The sequence below is a fragment of the Algoriphagus sp. SE2 genome (genome assembly GCF_039563885.1).
Classification (GTDB): Bacteria; Bacteroidota; Bacteroidia; order Cytophagales; family Cyclobacteriaceae; genus Algoriphagus.
In genome coordinates, this window is sequence record NZ_JBCLWJ010000003.1 from 117,305 (window position 1) to 134,578 (window position 17,274).

At 37.9% G+C, this 17,274-nt stretch carries 14 protein-coding genes; 5 read left to right on the plus strand and 9 right to left on the minus strand.

Features of this window, described 5'->3' with window-relative positions:
* The first annotated feature begins 256 nt into the window (after positions 1-256).
* The gene (locus AAGF08_RS04665; RefSeq protein ID WP_343509900.1) at positions 257-847 is read left to right on the plus strand and encodes a DUF4136 domain-containing protein; all 591 of its coding nucleotides are present in this window, start codon (positions 257-259) and stop codon (positions 845-847) included.
* 194 nt (positions 848-1,041) lie between these two features.
* Here the strand turns inward: AAGF08_RS04665 and AAGF08_RS04670 are convergent, their stop codons facing one another.
* From AAGF08_RS04670 to AAGF08_RS04710, 9 genes are all read right to left on the minus strand, one after another.
* Complete coding sequence (locus tag AAGF08_RS04670; RefSeq protein ID WP_343509901.1) at positions 1,042-1,836, minus strand: SDR family oxidoreductase; 795 nt, start codon at positions 1,834-1,836, stop codon at positions 1,042-1,044.
* Between the two features lie 118 nt (positions 1,837-1,954).
* Entirely contained in the window at positions 1,955-2,467 is a 513-nt protein-coding gene (locus AAGF08_RS04675) for a DinB family protein (RefSeq protein ID WP_343509903.1), read from the minus strand.
* Between the two features lie 11 nt (positions 2,468-2,478).
* A complete protein-coding gene (locus AAGF08_RS04680; RefSeq protein ID WP_343509904.1) occupies positions 2,479-3,906 on the minus strand; it encodes an ADP-ribosylglycohydrolase family protein in 1,428 nt (475 codons plus the stop codon).
* 224 nt (positions 3,907-4,130) lie between these two features.
* A complete protein-coding gene (locus AAGF08_RS04685) occupies positions 4,131-6,566 on the minus strand; it encodes an ABC transporter permease (protein WP_343509905.1) in 2,436 nt (811 codons plus the stop codon).
* Between the two features lie 198 nt (positions 6,567-6,764).
* The gene (locus AAGF08_RS04690; protein WP_343509906.1) at positions 6,765-7,163 is read right to left on the minus strand and encodes a DUF1801 domain-containing protein; all 399 of its coding nucleotides are present in this window, start codon (positions 7,161-7,163) and stop codon (positions 6,765-6,767) included.
* A gap of 37 nt (positions 7,164-7,200) precedes the next feature.
* Entirely contained in the window at positions 7,201-8,034 is an 834-nt protein-coding gene (locus tag AAGF08_RS04695; RefSeq protein ID WP_343509907.1) for a prohibitin family protein, read from the minus strand.
* 110 nt (positions 8,035-8,144) lie between these two features.
* On the minus strand, positions 8,145-9,842 hold the full coding sequence (ggt, locus tag AAGF08_RS04700) for a gamma-glutamyltransferase (protein ID WP_343509908.1): 1,698 nt from the start codon (positions 9,840-9,842) through the stop codon (positions 8,145-8,147).
* Between the two features lie 212 nt (positions 9,843-10,054).
* Complete coding sequence (locus tag AAGF08_RS04705; protein ID WP_343509910.1) at positions 10,055-10,546, minus strand: helix-hairpin-helix domain-containing protein; 492 nt, start codon at positions 10,544-10,546, stop codon at positions 10,055-10,057.
* A gap of 117 nt (positions 10,547-10,663) precedes the next feature.
* Positions 10,664-12,133 carry a Gfo/Idh/MocA family oxidoreductase gene (locus tag AAGF08_RS04710; protein WP_343509911.1) on the minus strand — a complete coding sequence of 490 codons (1,470 nt, stop codon included), beginning with the start codon at positions 12,131-12,133 and terminating at the stop codon, positions 10,664-10,666.
* Positions 12,134-12,542: 409 nt separating this feature from the next.
* Here AAGF08_RS04710 and AAGF08_RS04715 point away from each other — a divergent pair, with 409 nt between their 5' ends.
* The 4 genes from AAGF08_RS04715 (at position 12,543) to AAGF08_RS04730 (ending at position 17,271) form a co-directional block, all read left to right on the plus strand.
* Positions 12,543-13,667 (plus strand): Re/Si-specific NAD(P)(+) transhydrogenase subunit alpha, encoded by a 1,125-nt coding sequence (locus tag AAGF08_RS04715; RefSeq protein WP_343509912.1) that lies wholly within the window; start codon positions 12,543-12,545, stop codon positions 13,665-13,667.
* Positions 13,668-13,686: 19 nt separating this feature from the next.
* Positions 13,687-13,974, plus strand: coding sequence for an NAD(P) transhydrogenase subunit alpha (locus AAGF08_RS04720; RefSeq protein ID WP_343509913.1), 288 nt, complete (start codon positions 13,687-13,689; stop codon positions 13,972-13,974).
* Positions 13,971-15,356: an NAD(P)(+) transhydrogenase (Re/Si-specific) subunit beta gene (locus AAGF08_RS04725; protein ID WP_343509914.1), complete on the plus strand. Its 1,386-nt coding sequence runs from the start codon at positions 13,971-13,973 to the stop codon at positions 15,354-15,356. The genes AAGF08_RS04720 and AAGF08_RS04725 overlap by 4 nt, the downstream gene beginning before the upstream one ends.
* 328 nt (positions 15,357-15,684) lie before the next feature.
* On the plus strand, positions 15,685-17,271 hold the full coding sequence (locus tag AAGF08_RS04730) for a calcineurin-like phosphoesterase family protein (RefSeq protein ID WP_343509916.1): 1,587 nt from the start codon (positions 15,685-15,687) through the stop codon (positions 17,269-17,271).
* The last annotated feature ends 3 nt before the right edge of the window (positions 17,272-17,274 follow it).

Sequence of the window (17,274 nt, forward strand, 5' to 3'; positions counted from 1 at the left end):
GTTTTTTAATCACTAAGACGCTTTGTTTTATCAGTTTTCTATGATTTTAAATCTATTAAACCGGGTTTTGGCATCCTATTGGTACTATATATATCGAATTCAGCCATAGGCAGAATAGATGAGCAGCAAATGATCCTGTTCATTGTCTCGTTTTTTGATTTAGTATAGTGCTTATAATACTAAACAAAGGTTTCCTCCTTGGATGAAACTTCTGTTTATGGTTTTACATGATTTTTGAACTTAAAATAATTAAACCATGAAAAACCAAATAAAAATAATAATGATTTCTATCCTAGCTTTTGCGGCTTGGAGTTGTTCTCCCTCAGGGATGAAAGTAGTAACTCAAGAAAAAGAATCTGCAGAAGTATCAGATTACCATACTTATAATTGGGTATTTGATGATGCGATGATCCCCGATGAAAAAATGATTGTGGCATCTGAAGGTATTCTGGTTTACAATAATATGTCAGATAGAAAGAAAGTAAAAGACGCAGTTGAGCTCCAAATGAAGGCTAATGGCTTTGAAAAGGACATTTTGAACCCTGAGATGCTAGTAGACTTCTCTATTTTGGAAAATGATACCGAACTGAGAAAATATGTCCTAAATAATGGACAAGACTATTTAGGATTCGGTCCTAGATCAGAAACTACTGAATTGGTTCCAGTTGAAGAAGGAACAGTAATTATTAACTTCCTTGACGCTGAAACTGGATTACAGATTTGGCAAGGATTTGCTTCAGGTACTCTTGAGAAAGAAGATTTTAAAAACCTTAGCACCCTTAATAATAAAGTAGGAGCTATCTTTGAAGACTTCAATTTTGATCAGTTTGGAACTGATGTTCAATAATATTTAAAAACCTTAAACCTTTGTAGGGCGATAGTACTATTGATTCTATCGCCCTTTCTTTTTTTTCCTACTGTAGAGAAAATTTCCCAATTTGTTACATTTTTTTTAAAAATCCAGTTGTAATAGGTTGATATACAAATTGTTAATCATTTTTTCGAAATGAATATTCGAATGGAATCTCTTTGTAAAATAAATTACAAGAGGGATTTAACTAATCCTCCTTCCGCTCTAATTGCTGCACCATTTGTAGCTGAAGCAAGGGGGCTGGAAAAATAAACTACGGTGTCTGCAACTTCTTCCACAGCTGCAAATCTTTGAATAAGTGATGTTGGCCGCATGTTTTTAAAAAAATCAGATTCAACTTCTTTGGTGGTTGAATTTTTTGATTTTGCTAAATCTTCTATAAAAGCTCCAACACCTCTTGATTTTGTCGGGCCAGGTAATATCGTATTGACTGTCACATCGGTACCTTTGGTCAGTTCTGCCAGCCCTCGACTTACAGCAATTTGAGCAGTTTTGGTCATCCCGTAATGGATCATTTCATCAGGGATAAATACACCTGATTCGCTTGAAATGAAGATGATTCTCCCCCAGTTTTTAGCTAGCATTTTAGGAAAGAAATGCCTAGCCAAACGAATCCCACTCATGACATTGATTTCAAAGAATCTAAACCAATCTTCATCCGGAATTTCTACAAAAGCCTTTGGTTCGAAAATCCCTGCATTGTTAATGAGAATATCTACCTCCGAAATTTCTTCAATCAATTTGTTGACCTCCTCAACTTTTGAAAAATCAGCTACAACACCACTTATTTTAGTGTTGCCTGTAGTGGATTTTAAAGATTCAACAGCTTCGCTGATGCCTTCAGAAGTCCTTCCGTTTATAATTACTTCTGCGCCTTCTTTGAGTAATCTCTCTGCAATGGCATAGCCAATTCCTGCTGTTGAGCCACTGATAAATACTTTTTTGTCTGCTAGTTTTAAATCCATGGGGTTTAATTTTTAAAACGGATTAGAAAAATGATGATTATGATTCATCGGTTAATCAACCAATGCACACCTAAGATAAGTTGTAATGATTTATTTTTTCTTAGAATGCCGGAGGAAACTATCTCCACCATCCTTTCTGCTTACGGATATAAACTATCTGGCCTGTATGGTATGCGTTATGAGCTGAAATATTCGCCAAGGTTTCGCTCCAACCTTCAAGTGGCTCGCCTTCAAGTTTCTCAGTTTCCTTTTCAATGTCAGTAAGGATCTGATCCAATTTCATGGTCATTTTTCCCCAATCTTCCTCAGAGATTTCACTGAAAGTGACTTTGTTGTCATCGTTAAAATTCGGAACAGTTTTACCTTGAATGGCCTGCAAAAGTCTGTCATTCCAAAAAACCAAGTGAGAAACCAACTGGGCAATGGAATGATTTCCGGTTCCATCATGCCAATTGGCTTGTTCGGCATTCAAGCCCTTAGTTGCGACATTTACTGGAGCAAACCAATTTTCATTGGAATGAGCGTATTCCAATTGTTTCACAAGGAATGAATTCATGTCCTGGCTGAAGACTGAGTTTGAAAGGAAGAAAGTTCCGAAAAGAAGACAAGTGAGAAGGTTGCGAATATTCATCGTTATGTGATTTAGTTAAATGATAATTTAGCCTCTTGTATTGATTGGGTTGATTTTGGGATATACCAAACGTCTGTTTTTAAATCCACACCACCGCCTAATTTTTCTTGAACCATTCGATCTACAATGAAAACACCCGTCTGAGCCATGTTTTCAAACGTATCAATACCATCATTAGGGAATCCCCCTCTGGTTCTGTGAATATTGAATTTGTTTGCGAATTTTCGGTCAAAAGCTTTTTCTACCCCTTCCTTTCCCAGCATAAAGCCCAGAAGACCTCCCCATGTTGCGGTGGGGTTGTCCGAATCCCAACCGGCTAAAGCTCCAATCTTAATGGTTTCTTTAATATCACCTTCTCCATAAAATAAGCTTACTAAACCCGCTCCAAAATTAATTCCTGCAGCAAAACAACCATTGCAGACTGGATCTTTGGTAAACCATTCATATCCTGCTTCCTGATTTACCTGATATTTGAGGTGAAGACTATCTCTTGTCGTCTCCCAAGGTATTCCGGCATCATAACTTTCTTTCACAAAGTCATACATACTTGCTAGCGGAGATCCTGTGGGAAGCCTTTTTCTGGCCTTATTTGCCATCCAAAAAAGTTGATCTTTTATCGATAAGGTAGAATCAGTGGAGGACGCCAAAGAATGCATGATCACATAAAACTCTGCAGCCCATTGTGCATTATATCTTGCTGTAGTCTGAATGGGAAGTTTTGCGATTTCAAGAGCTACTTCAGGTCGGGAAGGTGAAAATAATCCAAAAATTTCTGTTGTTAATTGAGCATCGATCATTTCATAATCCTTGTTATTTTTCGGGTCGCTAGTCTCTGGAGGCATTATCCCTTGGCGCATTAAATCGTGTGCTGTTTGATTTGAAACCCAAAGGTAATTTTCTTTAGAAACCCCATCTTTTCCTATGAAAGGTGTGTTTTCATCTGAATAAATATGTTTAAGCCAACCATTTCGGATTTGTTCAGGGCTCAAGGAAGTAGTTTGGTTTTGGTACATGAGCGATTGATAAATATATTCAATATCTGTATCGTCATCTGCACCCCAAATTCCTCCCTCTGGCTCAAAAACAAAGTCGATATTTCTACCCATATCAATACCTGATTCTTCCCAAATAGCTGGTTCATCTGGACCTCCCCAATTGGCCCTAGTATAGAAACCTGCTCCTTTTCCATCTTTTCCGTCTCCTCCGATCTTATCCATCTCTGTTACAAGTCCCGTCCAATTTGCAATACACTGCCCAAGCCAAAAACCATAGAGTTTGTTTTTATAATCTTTTCTGGAGATCCGAATATCACTCTCCTTTGGTGTATAAGGACGATATTCTAAATTCGGATCAATGATTTCTGATACAGCTATTTCTTTAGGATTACAAGAAATAAAGAGAATAAGAAAAGGTATTAGAGCAAAAGATGGAAGCTTCATAGAACAACATATTTACATTAAGATAGTAAAACCATTGAGGACCGTAAAATCATAATTCATAACCATAAATTAAGGTTTGATTTAATCTGCTACTGTTTACGAGCCTTCCTTAAGAATGGAAACGATCTTTTTCAAGGAAGCAAAACCGTTTTTACAATTACTGAAATAAACTATTCCATTTCCAGTTTTGATATTGAGGATAGAACTCTCTTTTTTCCAGTTAATTATCTTTGAAGCGTATCATTACTTCCCTCTTGTAAAGAAGAAATCGGATTGATTAAATAACTTCTAAAGGATTGAATTAAAATTAAAGTAACAGAAAGAATAGAAAACAGAATTACCGGTGTGGACAGTACCCAAAAAGTAATTTTGGTTTGGAAAGCATAGTTTTCTAGCCATTTACTTCCAAGGAAATAAATCAAGGGAATGCTGAAAATTCCAGCTAAAAGCAAAGAACCAAAAGTACCTTTTCCAAGAATTTTTGTGATGTCCATAAATCCTGCTCCTAAGGTTTTTCTCACTCCAATCTCCTTGATTTTTGAGGAAGCGAGGAAGTAGGTTAGTCCGAAAAATCCCAAGCAAGCTACTAAAATTGCCAAGCTCGAAAAGATCTGGAATACATGGAAAAAATTCTCATCCCGCTGGTATTGTTGATCATAAAAATCATCGAGAAAGTAATAGCTTAAGGGATTCTCTGGAAAAGATGAATTCCAATAGTTTTTCATTTCACTCAATAAAACATCTTCCGACGCTTCTTTGTATTTGACAAATACAAACAAATCAGGTTGATCTCTAAGCTCAAAAATGATAGGTTGATAGGCTTGTTGCAATGAAAATTGATGGAAGTTTTTAACTACTCCAATGATTTCGGGTGTTGAGTTTACCCTGTAATGTATTTTCTCACCAATAGCTTCTTCAGGAGAATTGAAGCCTAATAATCTTGCTGCCTCTTCATTTATAATAATGGATCCCTTTTCATTTCTTTGTACGTCAAAATCTCTTCCAGCTAAAATTTCTATTTTGAATTGGGGAATGAAATTTTCATCAATTTGAGTAAATGAATACGTATTGGCTTCATCTTCTGGGCTGCCTAATTTTCTCACATAACCTTCAGCTTTTCCCCGAATGAGTTTACCCGGAATAAAATTCGCACTGGTCAATCCGATAATATTTGAATTTGCTAGGAGTGAATTTTGAAAGCTTTTCATTCTCTCCTCTAGGTTGATACCTTCGCTTTCTACACTTGGACCGGCAAGCACCAAGGTTTTTTCTAAATCCAGGCCAGAATTTGAGTTCTTCATGAATCTTAATTGGGAAGCAATTAGCAACGTGAACCCTATGACGAAAATGGAAATCGCAAATTGAAATATGACCAAAGGACGTTGGATCCGAAGCTGAACCTGGGACTTGGAAGTGATAGACCGAAAAGAACCTTTTGAAACCAACCAGGCAGGATAAATTCCTGAAAATAATATTGCTAAAGCCAATACTCCCACTTTTAAATACCAAGATGTGGAGTATAATAATTGTTGGAAGAGATCTATGCTGGTTACTTCGATTAATAAAGGATTAATTAGAATTATCAATAAAACTGCAACCCCCAATGCGATGAGATTGATGAAAATTGCCTCAAAAAATAACTGATTAAAGAGATGTCTCTTTCCAGCCCAAAAGATCTTTCTAACTCCAATTTCCTTATTTCTCAAGATCACACGGGCAGTAGCAAAATTGATGTAATTACATGCAGCGATAACTAAAATCAAAAATGCCAAAGCGGCCAAAAGAAACAAAACAGTTTCGCTACCATTGGCTTTAAATTCATTGATCAGATTCGATTTGAGATGTATTTCTTCCAAAGGCATAGAATGAAAACTGATTCCTGATTCGGGAAAACCCTTTTCTACAATAGAATTTAAAGAGGTGTTGAGTTCAGAAATCTGATTTGAGGAGGGGATTTTTACATAGGTGTAAAAATCAGGTCCCCAGTTTGAAAATTCTTGATCTGGATTAGGATAAAGGTTTAAAGAGATCAATGCTGAAAAATCCAAATGTGTATTTGAAGGTAAATCTTCTATGATTCCTGCTACGGTGTAATTCTTGAATTCTTGGTAGCCGTTTTCCTGGTAAATTCCATATGCTCCGTTAACAATAATATCTCTGTTTATGGGGTTTGTCTTTCCAAATAGCTTTTCTGAAAGTGATTTTGTCAAAATAATTGCCTGAGGGGTGTTTTTCCACTGTTCAGGAGAACCTGAAATGAAGGAGAAATCAAAGAAATCGAAAAAGGTCGTTTCTGCTCCAATAATTCCATCTTGTGCTATTAGGTTTTCACCTGCTTTTATGCTGGTGTTTTGCCCTGCTTTATGGATTCTTAATACTGACTCGGTATTACTAAAACTGTTTCTGAGTTCTTCTCCTGCCTTTGAATAAATTCTTGCAGAAAAACTTGAACCCCCATTTTCCAAAGATTTTTCCTGATGGATTCTGAATATTTTTTTTGAGTCAGCATGAAAATTATCAAAACTCTTTTCGAAAGCCCAGTAAGAAAAAATCAACAAGCAAGAGCCTAATCCTATACTTAAGCCTAGAATACTGATCAAGGAATAAAAAGGATGAAACTTGATCCCCCGAATCGTTGAAATAAAGTAATGTTTAATCATAATGGAAAATTTTCTCCCCCTTTTAAGGCTAAAGCTATGCCAAGAAAAAGTCCTTAAAATAAAAGAAATGGCTGATAATCTTCGTATTAATTTATCAGGGCGAACAATAACGTTCGAAAATGGACGAGAACCTTTTTAAGAAATCCGGATCATAAAATTGATAATAAGATTTTTGACGAAAATAGATTTTCGATAGACTTATTGCATTCTATACAATTCAAGCGCATCATTTAAAATTATTTCAATCTCATTTCTGGGAAGATCTGAACTGGAGTTTATTCTGAATATTTTCATCCGCTTCCGATCTCCACTTTCCAACATGGGGTGATCTAATGCTTTACCTTCAACGAATAGAATGTAGGGTTCATTTGTGATTTTGTCAGTCCATAGATAGCAAAAGGCCTTTCCCTGAAAGCAAAAACAAGGCATTCCATACTTTTTGGTTTCTGTAATCCCTTCACCTTTTGATAAAATAATTGATCTTAGAGCTAGTAGACAGCTTTTAAATGGCTCCTCTTTTTCTAAATAAAATTGATCTTTTTCACTCACGATACCTATAGACAAATAAAAAAGCGTATTCTCAGAATTTAAATCCAAAAACACGCTTTTCAAAAAAGGTTAAAATAGAACGTTATTAGTTTTTGGCAGGTCCTACGCCTATGAAAGGAATAGCTCCAGCACCAGTCACCTCAGGAAGAATTCCGTTCCATTTTTCGATGGCCTTAAGGTTAGCTTCGATTTTTCTCAATTCGATAAGATCAGGAGAGATATTCATTTTCTGAAGTCTCAATGCTTCAGCTTCTGCTGTTGCTGCTGCAATGGTTTGCTCAGCTTCTACACGGATACGATCCAGATCTCTTTTTGCTTTTAATGCATTTTGCTCAGCAGTTTGCTTGGCTTCAATAGCGTCAGTAAACGTTTTCGAAAAGCTAAAGGATACAATAGAAAATGCATCCACAGCAATATTTGATTCAAGTAATCGTGAGGTTAAAGCCTCTTTCATTTCTGTACTTACAGCCGGTCTTTTTGTGATCAATTCCTCTGCAGTATATCGAGCTGTAACTGCCTTCATCACTTCCTGAATCGCAGGATCAATAATTCTGGCTTTAAATTCAACACCGATAGATTGATAAACGATGTTCGCTTTATCAGGGATAACATGGTAGTTTAAAGCAACAGATAAGTCCACATCCTGAAGATCAGATGAGGCCGAAGCAGCATCTGTAATCGCTTTTTGGATTTTCACATCCATCAATTCTACGGTCTGAACAATAGGTATTTTAAAGTGGATACCTTCTCCCAAAACTGTGTTTTGAACTGCTCCAAAATTCAGGACGATTCCTCGCTCTCCCGCTCCGACTTGAGCCCAGGGTTTAAAAGCAAAAAGAAGAAATAATATTATTCCTCCTATAATTACAGGCTTCCAGGAGCCTTTTCTCATTTCATATTTTACGTCTTCGAAATCCATTTTTCATTTGTTTTTACCTTGGCAAGTTAGTCTTTTCCTACCAGAAAAGATTTTCAAAGATAAAAGCTTGATTTCCAACTAGATTTCTGAGGAAATCATGAAATGATATTTTAATATCCTGCCGCTTGACCGTCTTTTCGAGATTCTGATGCTCCTGAATAAACTTTGTTTTCTAAATCCACTCCAATGGCTTGATATCCACCGTAGATTCCAACGGCAAAAGAAATTCGATGTCCCATTTTTCTAAGTTCACGGAAGACTTCAGGTTCAAAACCGCTTTCTAGGTTAAGAGTACCTCCATTTGTCATCATAGATCCGGTAGGTTGTGAACTTCCGGAGTGTCTCATTCGGGGAGCATCTCCAGCTTCTTGGAGATTCATTCCAAAGTCCACCACATTCACAACAATTTGGGCATGTCCTTGAGGTTGAACCGATCCTCCCATCAAGCCAAAACTCACATGAGGTTTCCCATCCTTGGTAATAAAAGCCGGGATAATGGTATGAAAAGGTCTCTTTCCAGGTTCAAGGGCATTGGCATGATTTCGATCCTGCACATTGAACATTTGACCTCTGTTTTGTAATACAAAACCCAATCCATCTGGAACCATTCCTGATGCAAATTCAGAATAGATACTTTGAATCAAAGAAACCATATTACCATCTTTATCAGCTACTGTAAGATAAGTGGTATTGCCTAATTCGATTTCCAAGTCCCCGGCAGGATAGCTATCTGCAGCCTGGTTTGGATCGATCAGCGCCCGACGTTCTGCGGCATATTCCTTTGATAAGAGTTGTTCAAGAGGGATCTTATTGAATTCTGGATCCGCATAAAATTTCGCTCGGTCTTCATAAGCCAGCTTTTTGGCTTCAGTCAGCAAATGAAGGTATTCCGTGCTTCCAAATCCCATTGAAGCAATATCATACCCTTCTAAAATATTGAGCATCTGTAAAGCTGCAGTTCCTTGTCCATTGGGAGGTAATTCCCATATATCGTATCCTCTATAATTTGTGCTTATCGGCTCAATCCAATTGGAGGTATGACTTGCTAAATCTTCGTAAGAGAGAAAGCCGCCATGCTTTTTCATATAGGTATCGATGGTCCGGGCGATGTCACCTTTATAAAAAGCATCCCGACCTTCTTTTGCAATCTTCTCGTAGGTGTTAGAAAGATTAGGGTTTTTGAAAACCTCACCCTTTCTTGGAGTATGGCCATTTGGCATATAGGTTTCTGCAAAACCCGGTATTTCTTCCATTCCACGATAATTACTTTCCATTTCATAAGCTATTACTTCTGAAACAGGAAACCCTTCCCTTCCATAATCGATTGCAGGTTTTAAAAGTGTTTCCATAGGAAGCTTTCCGAATTTTTCATGCAAAGCAAACCAGCCATCTACAGCACCTGGAACAGACACTGGGAGTGGGCCTAATAAGGGGATATACTTTATTCCCCGATCCATAAAATAATCAATACTTAGTGATTTGGGAGCTCTTCCACTTCCATTAAAACCAAATAGTTTTTGTTCTTTAGCACCCCAAACAATTGCGAAAATATCTCCACCTATTCCACAACTGGCCGGTTCTACTAATCCCAAAACAGCATTTGCTGCAATAGCAGCATCCATCGCAGAGCCTCCCTTTTTTAGAATATCTAAAGCAACTTGTGTAGCAAGAGGCTGACTGGTTGCAGCCATGCCATTGCGAGCGAGGACTTCAGATCTGGTTGTAAATGTTTTACCAGTTAGGCGGTCTTGGGCAGAAAGTTGACCCATAATGCAGAGAGTAAAGAGTAGAATAAATATGCGATTCATAGAAATACTTTTTGAAAGTGATTAAGATAATAAAAATAGGACTAAGCCTTCTTCGCAATTATTGGAACAGTGATTTAAGCTTTTGAACAGATTTAAAATTATTTGAGAATTACATTTTTTAAAGTCGGCATCCCTTTGAGAAAGGACGCAAACAATTTAGAATGTATATTTATTCAGATGGAATAATTAATGTCTTTCAGTAATTAATCTGTTTAGAGTTTTGTTTTCCATTTGATAGGATTCACTTCATACCATGCCTTTGTTGGCCTATCAGCCGGATACCCTTTTTCTAGCCTATATTTTTTTCTTTCCTCTGAATAATCCCACCATTTTTTATTGATTTTGGTATTCCTTGCAAAATCTGTTATTAATCGAAACTGATCCTCTACGCATGGATCGGTCCAATACCCTTTCTTCCGCTCATATTCTTCAAACATCTTTGCACCCTCTTTCCCTTTTAGTTCTGCAGTAGAGAAATACCCCATAAAAATCAAATCCTCCGCGAACTTTATTCCAATTGATGGTACATTCTGAAATTCTGCTAAAGCTCGAATAGTTTTTACCCTTGCAGGACTTGCATCTAATACAATTTCCAATTCATCTGGAGCCAATTCCAGAATTTCTGAAATCTTGATCTTAGATTTTCTAAGATTTTTTCTTTCCTCTAGGCTTAGATTAAGTTTTGGGAGAGTTTTTTTCGTCATTGTTTAAAAAGGTTAGTCAGGAAGATCCTATTTTCCACATTCTTTTTAAAAGACAAACCCAGTCAAAATAAGAATGACTGGGTTTGAGCTTTAATCCAAGGTTGGTGGTGTTATGGATTAACCCATTCCAAAGCCTTCGCGGTAAGTCCTGGTGACAAACTGATTTGCGTCTTCGAAATTAGTGATTCTCAAATTATCTCCGTCCCAAAGCAATTTCTTACGTCCGTAGAATTCCATTTGACCTTTGCTGTTTTCCTTTCTCAACATATAGCTTCTGATAGCTAGATTTCCCATCAACACAGTTTCTGTCATTGGGCCTGCATAATCGAAGGAAGATGTTAAACCTTTATGTTCTGTGCTGCCAAATCCAGCTTTACAAGCATCTACCCATAGTCTTTGATGGCCATATTCTGGCTCGTCATTAGGTTCAGTTTGAGGGCCAAATTCCTGAGTTCCATCATTCAGATAAAGCTTAGGCATCAAAGGAGAAGAATCATTGATATTAGTAGAAATGATCCCTTTTTCACCAATGATCAAAACTCCATTGGCAGAGTTTGCTCCGCCGATATCATGATCAGCAGGAATAATATCAGGGTGTGCTGGTCTGATTCCGCCATCGCTCCAGGTCATATTGATTGGAGATTTACTTTTTGGGGTCGCATCAAAGTTTAAAGAAATAAATGATGATGCCGGACAACCGTCAGGATGATAATCTGGAGTCCACATTTGGCTGTAAACAGATCCAACGCTACACTCAGCGTCAGTAGGATAATGCAATCCAAGTGTTCTGAATGGAATATCGATCAAGTGACATCCCACATCTCCCAAGGCGCCTGTTCCATAATTCCACCAACCTCTCCAACTGAATGGGTGAAGGTCTGGGGTGTAAGGAATTTCCGGGGCTGGACCTAACCACAAATCCCAGTCTAGGGCTGATGGCTTGCTTCCAGGAGCTGGTTTGGGGAAAGCTCCTCCCTGAGGCCAAACTGGGCGATTGGTCCAAACTTCTACTTTCGATATTTTCCCGATTCGATCTTTATCGATCCATTCTTGAACTAGATTTAGCAATGGATTTGAACCACCTTGATTACCCATTTGTGTGACAACTTTTTGTGTTCTTGCCATCTCAGTAAGCATTCTTGCTTCTTTGATGTTATGGGTCATGGGTTTTTGGACATAGACATGTTTGCCTCTTTCCATAGCATATTTTGCTGCCGGTCCATGAACATGGTCGGGGGTAGAAATAGTTACTGCATCAATATCCGTTTCTGTATCTAACATTTTTCGGAAATCGGCATAAAGTTTTGCATCTGGAAATCTTTCTACGGAAGCCTTAGCTGATCCAGAAAAATCAACGTCACAAAGTGCAACAACTCGCTCTCTACCATTCACTGAGGCATTTCTAATATCACTAGCTCCTTTTCCTCCAGCGCCTATTGCCGCAAGATTTAATTGATCTGAAGGGGAAGTAAATCCGACACCTCCCAAAACATGTCTTGGGACAATAAAAAATGAGGATGCTATAGCTGCATTTTTAATAAACTCCCTTCGAGATTGTCCTTCGGAATTTTTCTTGGGTTTTTTCATGGGTCTTGTTTTAGGTTAAATAAGTTTACGTAAAATAGGGATTTATCTTTTTGAATGAATCCTGATTGTCCTTAAAGTGTCATTCTTTTAGGATCAACGGTACTTATATTTTTATTTAAAAAAAGTATTTGAAATCAATTTTCTGGGTTTTTCAACTTATGTTTTTCGGATTTTTTGCCTCTGATTTTAAAATTAAACTTAAAAAAATAGCTTGGATTTAGACCAAATCTGTAAAAATCTGATTTTTTGGTTTTATCTATCCTTTTGTTAGTCTATTCATTTTCAAAATAAAATATCATAAAAGTGGAAGAAATCAGGATAAAGCAGGTGGGCTAAACGGGTATTTCAGACTTTCTTTGAATATATTGAAAGATAAAAGCTATTTATAAATAGATTCTAAAAGCTAAAAATGAAAATAGGGGTTTTAAAGGAAACAAAAGTTCATGAAAGAAGAGTTGCTCTCAGTCCGGAAGTAATCAAGCTATTGGTTAAAAAAGAATTTGAAGTAGCAGTTGAGTCTGGTGCAGGTGAGGGATCTAATTTTTTAGATGAGGAATATAAGATAGCAGGTGCATCTGTTGTTGCTAAAAATGATGTCTTTAATTCTGATGTTTTGTTGAAAGTAAATATTTTCTCAACAGAAGAAGTTTCACAGATGAAGGAAGGGTCAGCCTGTATTTCTTTGATGTATGCTTATAATCATCCAGAGATTTTGGAAGAGATGAACAAGAGATCTATCACTTCTTTTTCAATGGACGCTGTTCCTCGAATTTCCAGAGCCCAAAAAATGGATGCCTTGAGTTCACAGGCAAATTTGGCAGGATATAAATCAGTCATTTTGGGAGCGAACCATCTTGGGAAAATATTTCCTTTGATGATGACAGCATCGGGAACAATCACTCCTTCGAAGGTTCTGATTTTTGGTGCCGGGGTTGCAGGCTTGCAGGCCATAGCCACAGCGAAAAGACTCGGAGCCATAGTGGAAGTGAGTGATGTCAGGCCAGAAACGAAGGAACAAGTAGAATCTCTTGGGGGAAGATTTTTGATGGTAGAAGGAGCCGAAACAGTAAAAGTAGAAGGTGGCTATGCCGCAGAAGTTTCAGAAGAGTTTTTGCGGAAGCAGAAGGAATTGATCCAAAGTAAAATCAAAGAAACTGATTTAGTCATCACCACTGCTCTTGTAATGGGTAAAAAATCTCCTATACTAGTGACAGAGGAGATGGTGAAAACGATGAAAAAAGGAGCAGTAATCGTTGATATGGCGGTAGAGTCCGGAGGTAACTGTGAAATTTCTGAAAAAGATAAGACCATTGTAAGGCATGGCGTGACGATCATAGGAGAATCCAATCTACCTGCTTTACTTTCGACTAATGCCAGTCAGCTCTATGCAACCAATATCAGCACCTTGCTATTGCATCTTGCTACTAAAGATGGATTCAATCTTGACCGTGAAGAAGAAATCACAAAGGGTGTATTGATCACCTTTCAGGGTGAAACAGTACATGAATTCACCAAGAAAATTTTAAATAAATAGTACATAACCTTTTCAAATTATGAGCTCAGAAGCATTAATTATTCTGATTTATATACTTGTTCTGGCAAGTTTTCTGGGATTTGAGCTGATCGCTAAAGTTCCCCCAACCTTGCACACTCCTCTCATGTCGGGATCAAACGCTATTTCAGGAATCACCATCGTTGGAGCTCTCTTGGCCTGTAACGAAATGGGATATACTACCATGAGCAAATGGTTAGGAATGGTAGCATTGGTCCTCGCTACAATCAATGTAGTCGGTGGCTATGCTGTGACTGATCGTATGCTTAAAATGTTTAAGAAGAAATGAGCATCCTGATCCAAGTAGCCTATCTGATCTCCTCGATTCTCTTTGTCCTAGGGATCAAAAAATTGGGTAAAACCAAAAGTGCACGTCAAGGAAACGTGTATTCTGCCGTAGGAATGCTGATCGCCATTGCGGCGACTTTGTATACAGTGAATATCCTCTCTTTTGTTGAGATTTTTGTTTGCATCCTCATTGGTGGAGCAATTGGTCTTTATGTTTCCAAGAAAGTGGAGATGACCAAAATTCCGGAGATGGTCGCCTTGTTTAATGGATTTGGAGGCCTTGCTTCTTTTGCGGTAGCACTTTCGGATTATTTCCTAAAAACTCAAGCAGTAGCGACTTATCCAGATAAAGTAAATTTAGTCAGTATTATTGTTTCGGTTTTAATCGGGGGAGTGACATTTACGGGTTCCATGATTGCTTTTTTGAAGCTAGATGGGAAAATTTCAGGTTCGCCGATTACTTTCACAGGTCAACATCTATTGAACTTGATCTTGTTGATCGCTTTTGGAGTCGCAGGAACTTTGACTTTTATGAACCCCGGTGATCCTGCCTTTATGATTGCATTGATCGTGATTTCCTTGCTTTTGGGAATCTTGACTGTAATTCCAATTGGAGGCGCAGATATGCCAGTGGTAATTTCATTATTGAATTCCTACTCTGGAATGGCCGCATGTGCCACAGGTTTTATTTTGAATAATAACGTGCTGATCGTGGCGGGCTCACTAGTAGGTGCCTCAGGAATTATTCTTACACAAATTATGTGCAAGGCCATGAACAGGTCCTTAACCAATGTATTGTTAGGTGGTTTTGGACAAGCAGTTTCTGGACCAGCTTCTGATGGCCCTCAGATTGTAGTAAAGGAAATTGGAGTGGAAGAGACAGCTATGTTATTTGATTCCTCCTCTTCCGTGATTATTGTTCCGGGTTATGGAATGGCAGTAGCACAGGCACAACATGTCATTCGTGAATTAATGGAGCAATGTGAAAAAAGGAATATTGATTTCAAATTTGCAATACATCCTGTGGCTGGGAGAATGCCTGGGCACATGAATGTGCTTTTAGCTGAGGCCAATATCTCTTATGATAAGTTAATCGAGATGGAATCCATTAACGATGAGTTCCCAAATACGGATCTGGTTCTGGTCGTAGGGGCAAATGATGTGGTAAATCCTGCTGCCCGGAATAATCCACAGAGTCCGATTTATGGTATGCCAATCTTGAATGCTGATAAAGCAAGGACGGTGATTGTTTGTAAGCGAAGTATGAATCCAGGTTATGCAGGTGTAGAAAATGAGCTTTTTGGCTATCCCAACTGCCTGATGCTCTTTGGAGATGCCAAGCAAACCATTACAAAAGTGGTGACCGAAATGAAAGAAATGTAAAAGAAATTATTTTTTCAAACCTATACCTATGGCTATCGGATCTTTCCGATAGCCTTTTTTATTTGTTTAAGAATGAAATAGATTAGGTTAAAAATTTGGTAATGAAATAGTAACCTTCTTAATCTGTGATTTTTCTTAAGCAAAAGTATATTTCATAGCGGTTAAGTTTCAATAAAATTTTGAAAAGATTTTCTTGAACAACTTGAGTTTCTATATAAGGTTGATTCAATTGATGATGTTAAAAGATTCTGTATTAAATTGATATAGATAAGAATACCGAAATTATCAGTATGCTTTTGTTAGGTTATTTAAAGAGAATTTCAGAAAAATGACGAAAATACTAGGATTACCTGCGAAAATTGGACTGGCCATAGCTTTATTTTTTATAAGTGTTTCAGGCTTTTCACAAGAAATTGCAAAAGGGTTTGTCTATCATGACGAAAATGGAAACGGGAAGAAGCAACGACGTGAAGGTGGAATTTCCGGAGTAAGTATTTCAAACGGAGAAGAGGTAGTTCAAACAGATGAAAAGGGATATTATGAAATTAGCCTGAGGGACGGACAACTGCTTTTTGTCATCAAACCTTCAGGATTTAGCATCCCCTTGGATTCACTTAATAGGCCTCAATATTATTATATCCATAAACCTTCAGGATCACCTGACTTGAAGTATGCAGGTTCGGAGCCTACAGGTGATTTGCCAAAAGAAATCAATTTTGCCTTGACTAAATCGGAGGAAACAGAAGATTTTACAGCTTTAATTTTTGGAGATCCACAACCCTATACCTTGGAGGAAGTTGGTTTTTTTGATAAAGGAGTAGTAAGTGAAGTGGAAGGGATAAAAGATGTTGCTTTTGGACTTTCTTTGGGAGATTTGGTTGGTGATGATTTGAATTTATTTTCCCCATATTCTCAAGCGGTGGCAAAAGTTGGTATTCCTTGGTATAACGTGATGGGAAATCATGATGAGAACTACGATGTTGATTCCGATGAATTGTCAGATGAGACCTTTGAAGCGCATTTTGGTCCTAGCACCTATGCTTACAATGTTGGAAAGGTTCATTTTATCGTAATTGATGATATTCTTTGGCCAGACCCAAGAGACGGAAAGAGTTACTGGGGTGGCTTGAGAGCCGATCAACTGACTTTTCTAAAAAATGATTTGAAGTATGTGCCAAAAGACCATTTGATCGTAATTTCTATGCATATCCCTTTCTTTGAACAAGGAGATTCTTTCCGTGACGAGGATAGGCAGGAAATATTTAACATGCTTGCAGAGTATCCTCATACACTTTCTCTTTCAGCACATACGCACTTACAGAGACAAGATTACTTCAACAGAGCAGATGGGTGGAAACAAGATACGCCACATCATCATTACAATGTGGGAACTACTTCAGGAGATTGGTATAAAGGAGTTTTAAATGAGCAGGGAATCCCCGTCTCCACCATGCGGGATGGTACTCCAAAAGGTTATGCACTCATTCATTTCTCAGGAAATCAGTATAAAATAAAATATCAAGTGGCAGGAGAGACTAGTGATTATCAGATGGAAATCTTTGCACCAAAGGTGCTTGAAAAAGGTAAAAGCACGACTGCCGGGATTTTTGTTAATTTCTTTATGGGTTCTAAGGGAGATAAGGTGATGATTAGTATCGATGGCGGAGAAATGAAGCCAATGACTTGGGTAGAGGACTATGATCCTGCTTACTTGGTGGATTTGTTTCAATGGGATACCACCGAAAAACTTTTAAATGGGAGAAGGCCTTCCAATCCTGCACAGAGCAAACACCTATGGAGAGTTCCTATACCAAATGGTTTGGAAGCTGGAGAGCATGTTGTAAAGGTTCAAGCAACAGACCGTTATGGCCAAGTTCATCAAGGGGTTCAAAAGATAACAGTATTAGAGAAGTGAGTT

Coding starts and splice junctions, on each gene's coding strand:
- AAGF08_RS04675 (WP_343509903.1), bottom strand. CDS start 2,467: ATGAATATTCGCAACCTTCTCACTTGTCTTCTTTTCGGAACTTTCTTC.
- AAGF08_RS04665 (WP_343509900.1), top strand. CDS start 257: ATGAAAAACCAAATAAAAATAATAATGATTTCTATCCTAGCTTTTGCG.
- AAGF08_RS04685 (WP_343509905.1), bottom strand. CDS start 6,566: ATGATTAAACATTACTTTATTTCAACGATTCGGGGGATCAAGTTTCAT.
- AAGF08_RS04670 (WP_343509901.1), bottom strand. CDS start 1,836: ATGGATTTAAAACTAGCAGACAAAAAAGTATTTATCAGTGGCTCAACA.
- AAGF08_RS04705 (WP_343509910.1), bottom strand. CDS start 10,546: ATGACGAAAAAAACTCTCCCAAAACTTAATCTAAGCCTAGAGGAAAGA.
- ggt (WP_343509908.1), bottom strand. CDS start 9,842: ATGAATCGCATATTTATTCTACTCTTTACTCTCTGCATTATGGGTCAA.
- AAGF08_RS04695 (WP_343509907.1), bottom strand. CDS start 8,034: ATGGATTTCGAAGACGTAAAATATGAAATGAGAAAAGGCTCCTGGAAG.
- AAGF08_RS04680 (WP_343509904.1), bottom strand. CDS start 3,906: ATGAAGCTTCCATCTTTTGCTCTAATACCTTTTCTTATTCTCTTTATT.
- AAGF08_RS04720 (WP_343509913.1), top strand. CDS start 13,687: ATGAGCTCAGAAGCATTAATTATTCTGATTTATATACTTGTTCTGGCA.
- AAGF08_RS04715 (WP_343509912.1), top strand. CDS start 12,543: ATGAAAATAGGGGTTTTAAAGGAAACAAAAGTTCATGAAAGAAGAGTT.
- AAGF08_RS04730 (WP_343509916.1), top strand. CDS start 15,685: ATGACGAAAATACTAGGATTACCTGCGAAAATTGGACTGGCCATAGCT.
- AAGF08_RS04710 (WP_343509911.1), bottom strand. CDS start 12,133: ATGAAAAAACCCAAGAAAAATTCCGAAGGACAATCTCGAAGGGAGTTT.
- AAGF08_RS04725 (WP_343509914.1), top strand. CDS start 13,971: ATGAGCATCCTGATCCAAGTAGCCTATCTGATCTCCTCGATTCTCTTT.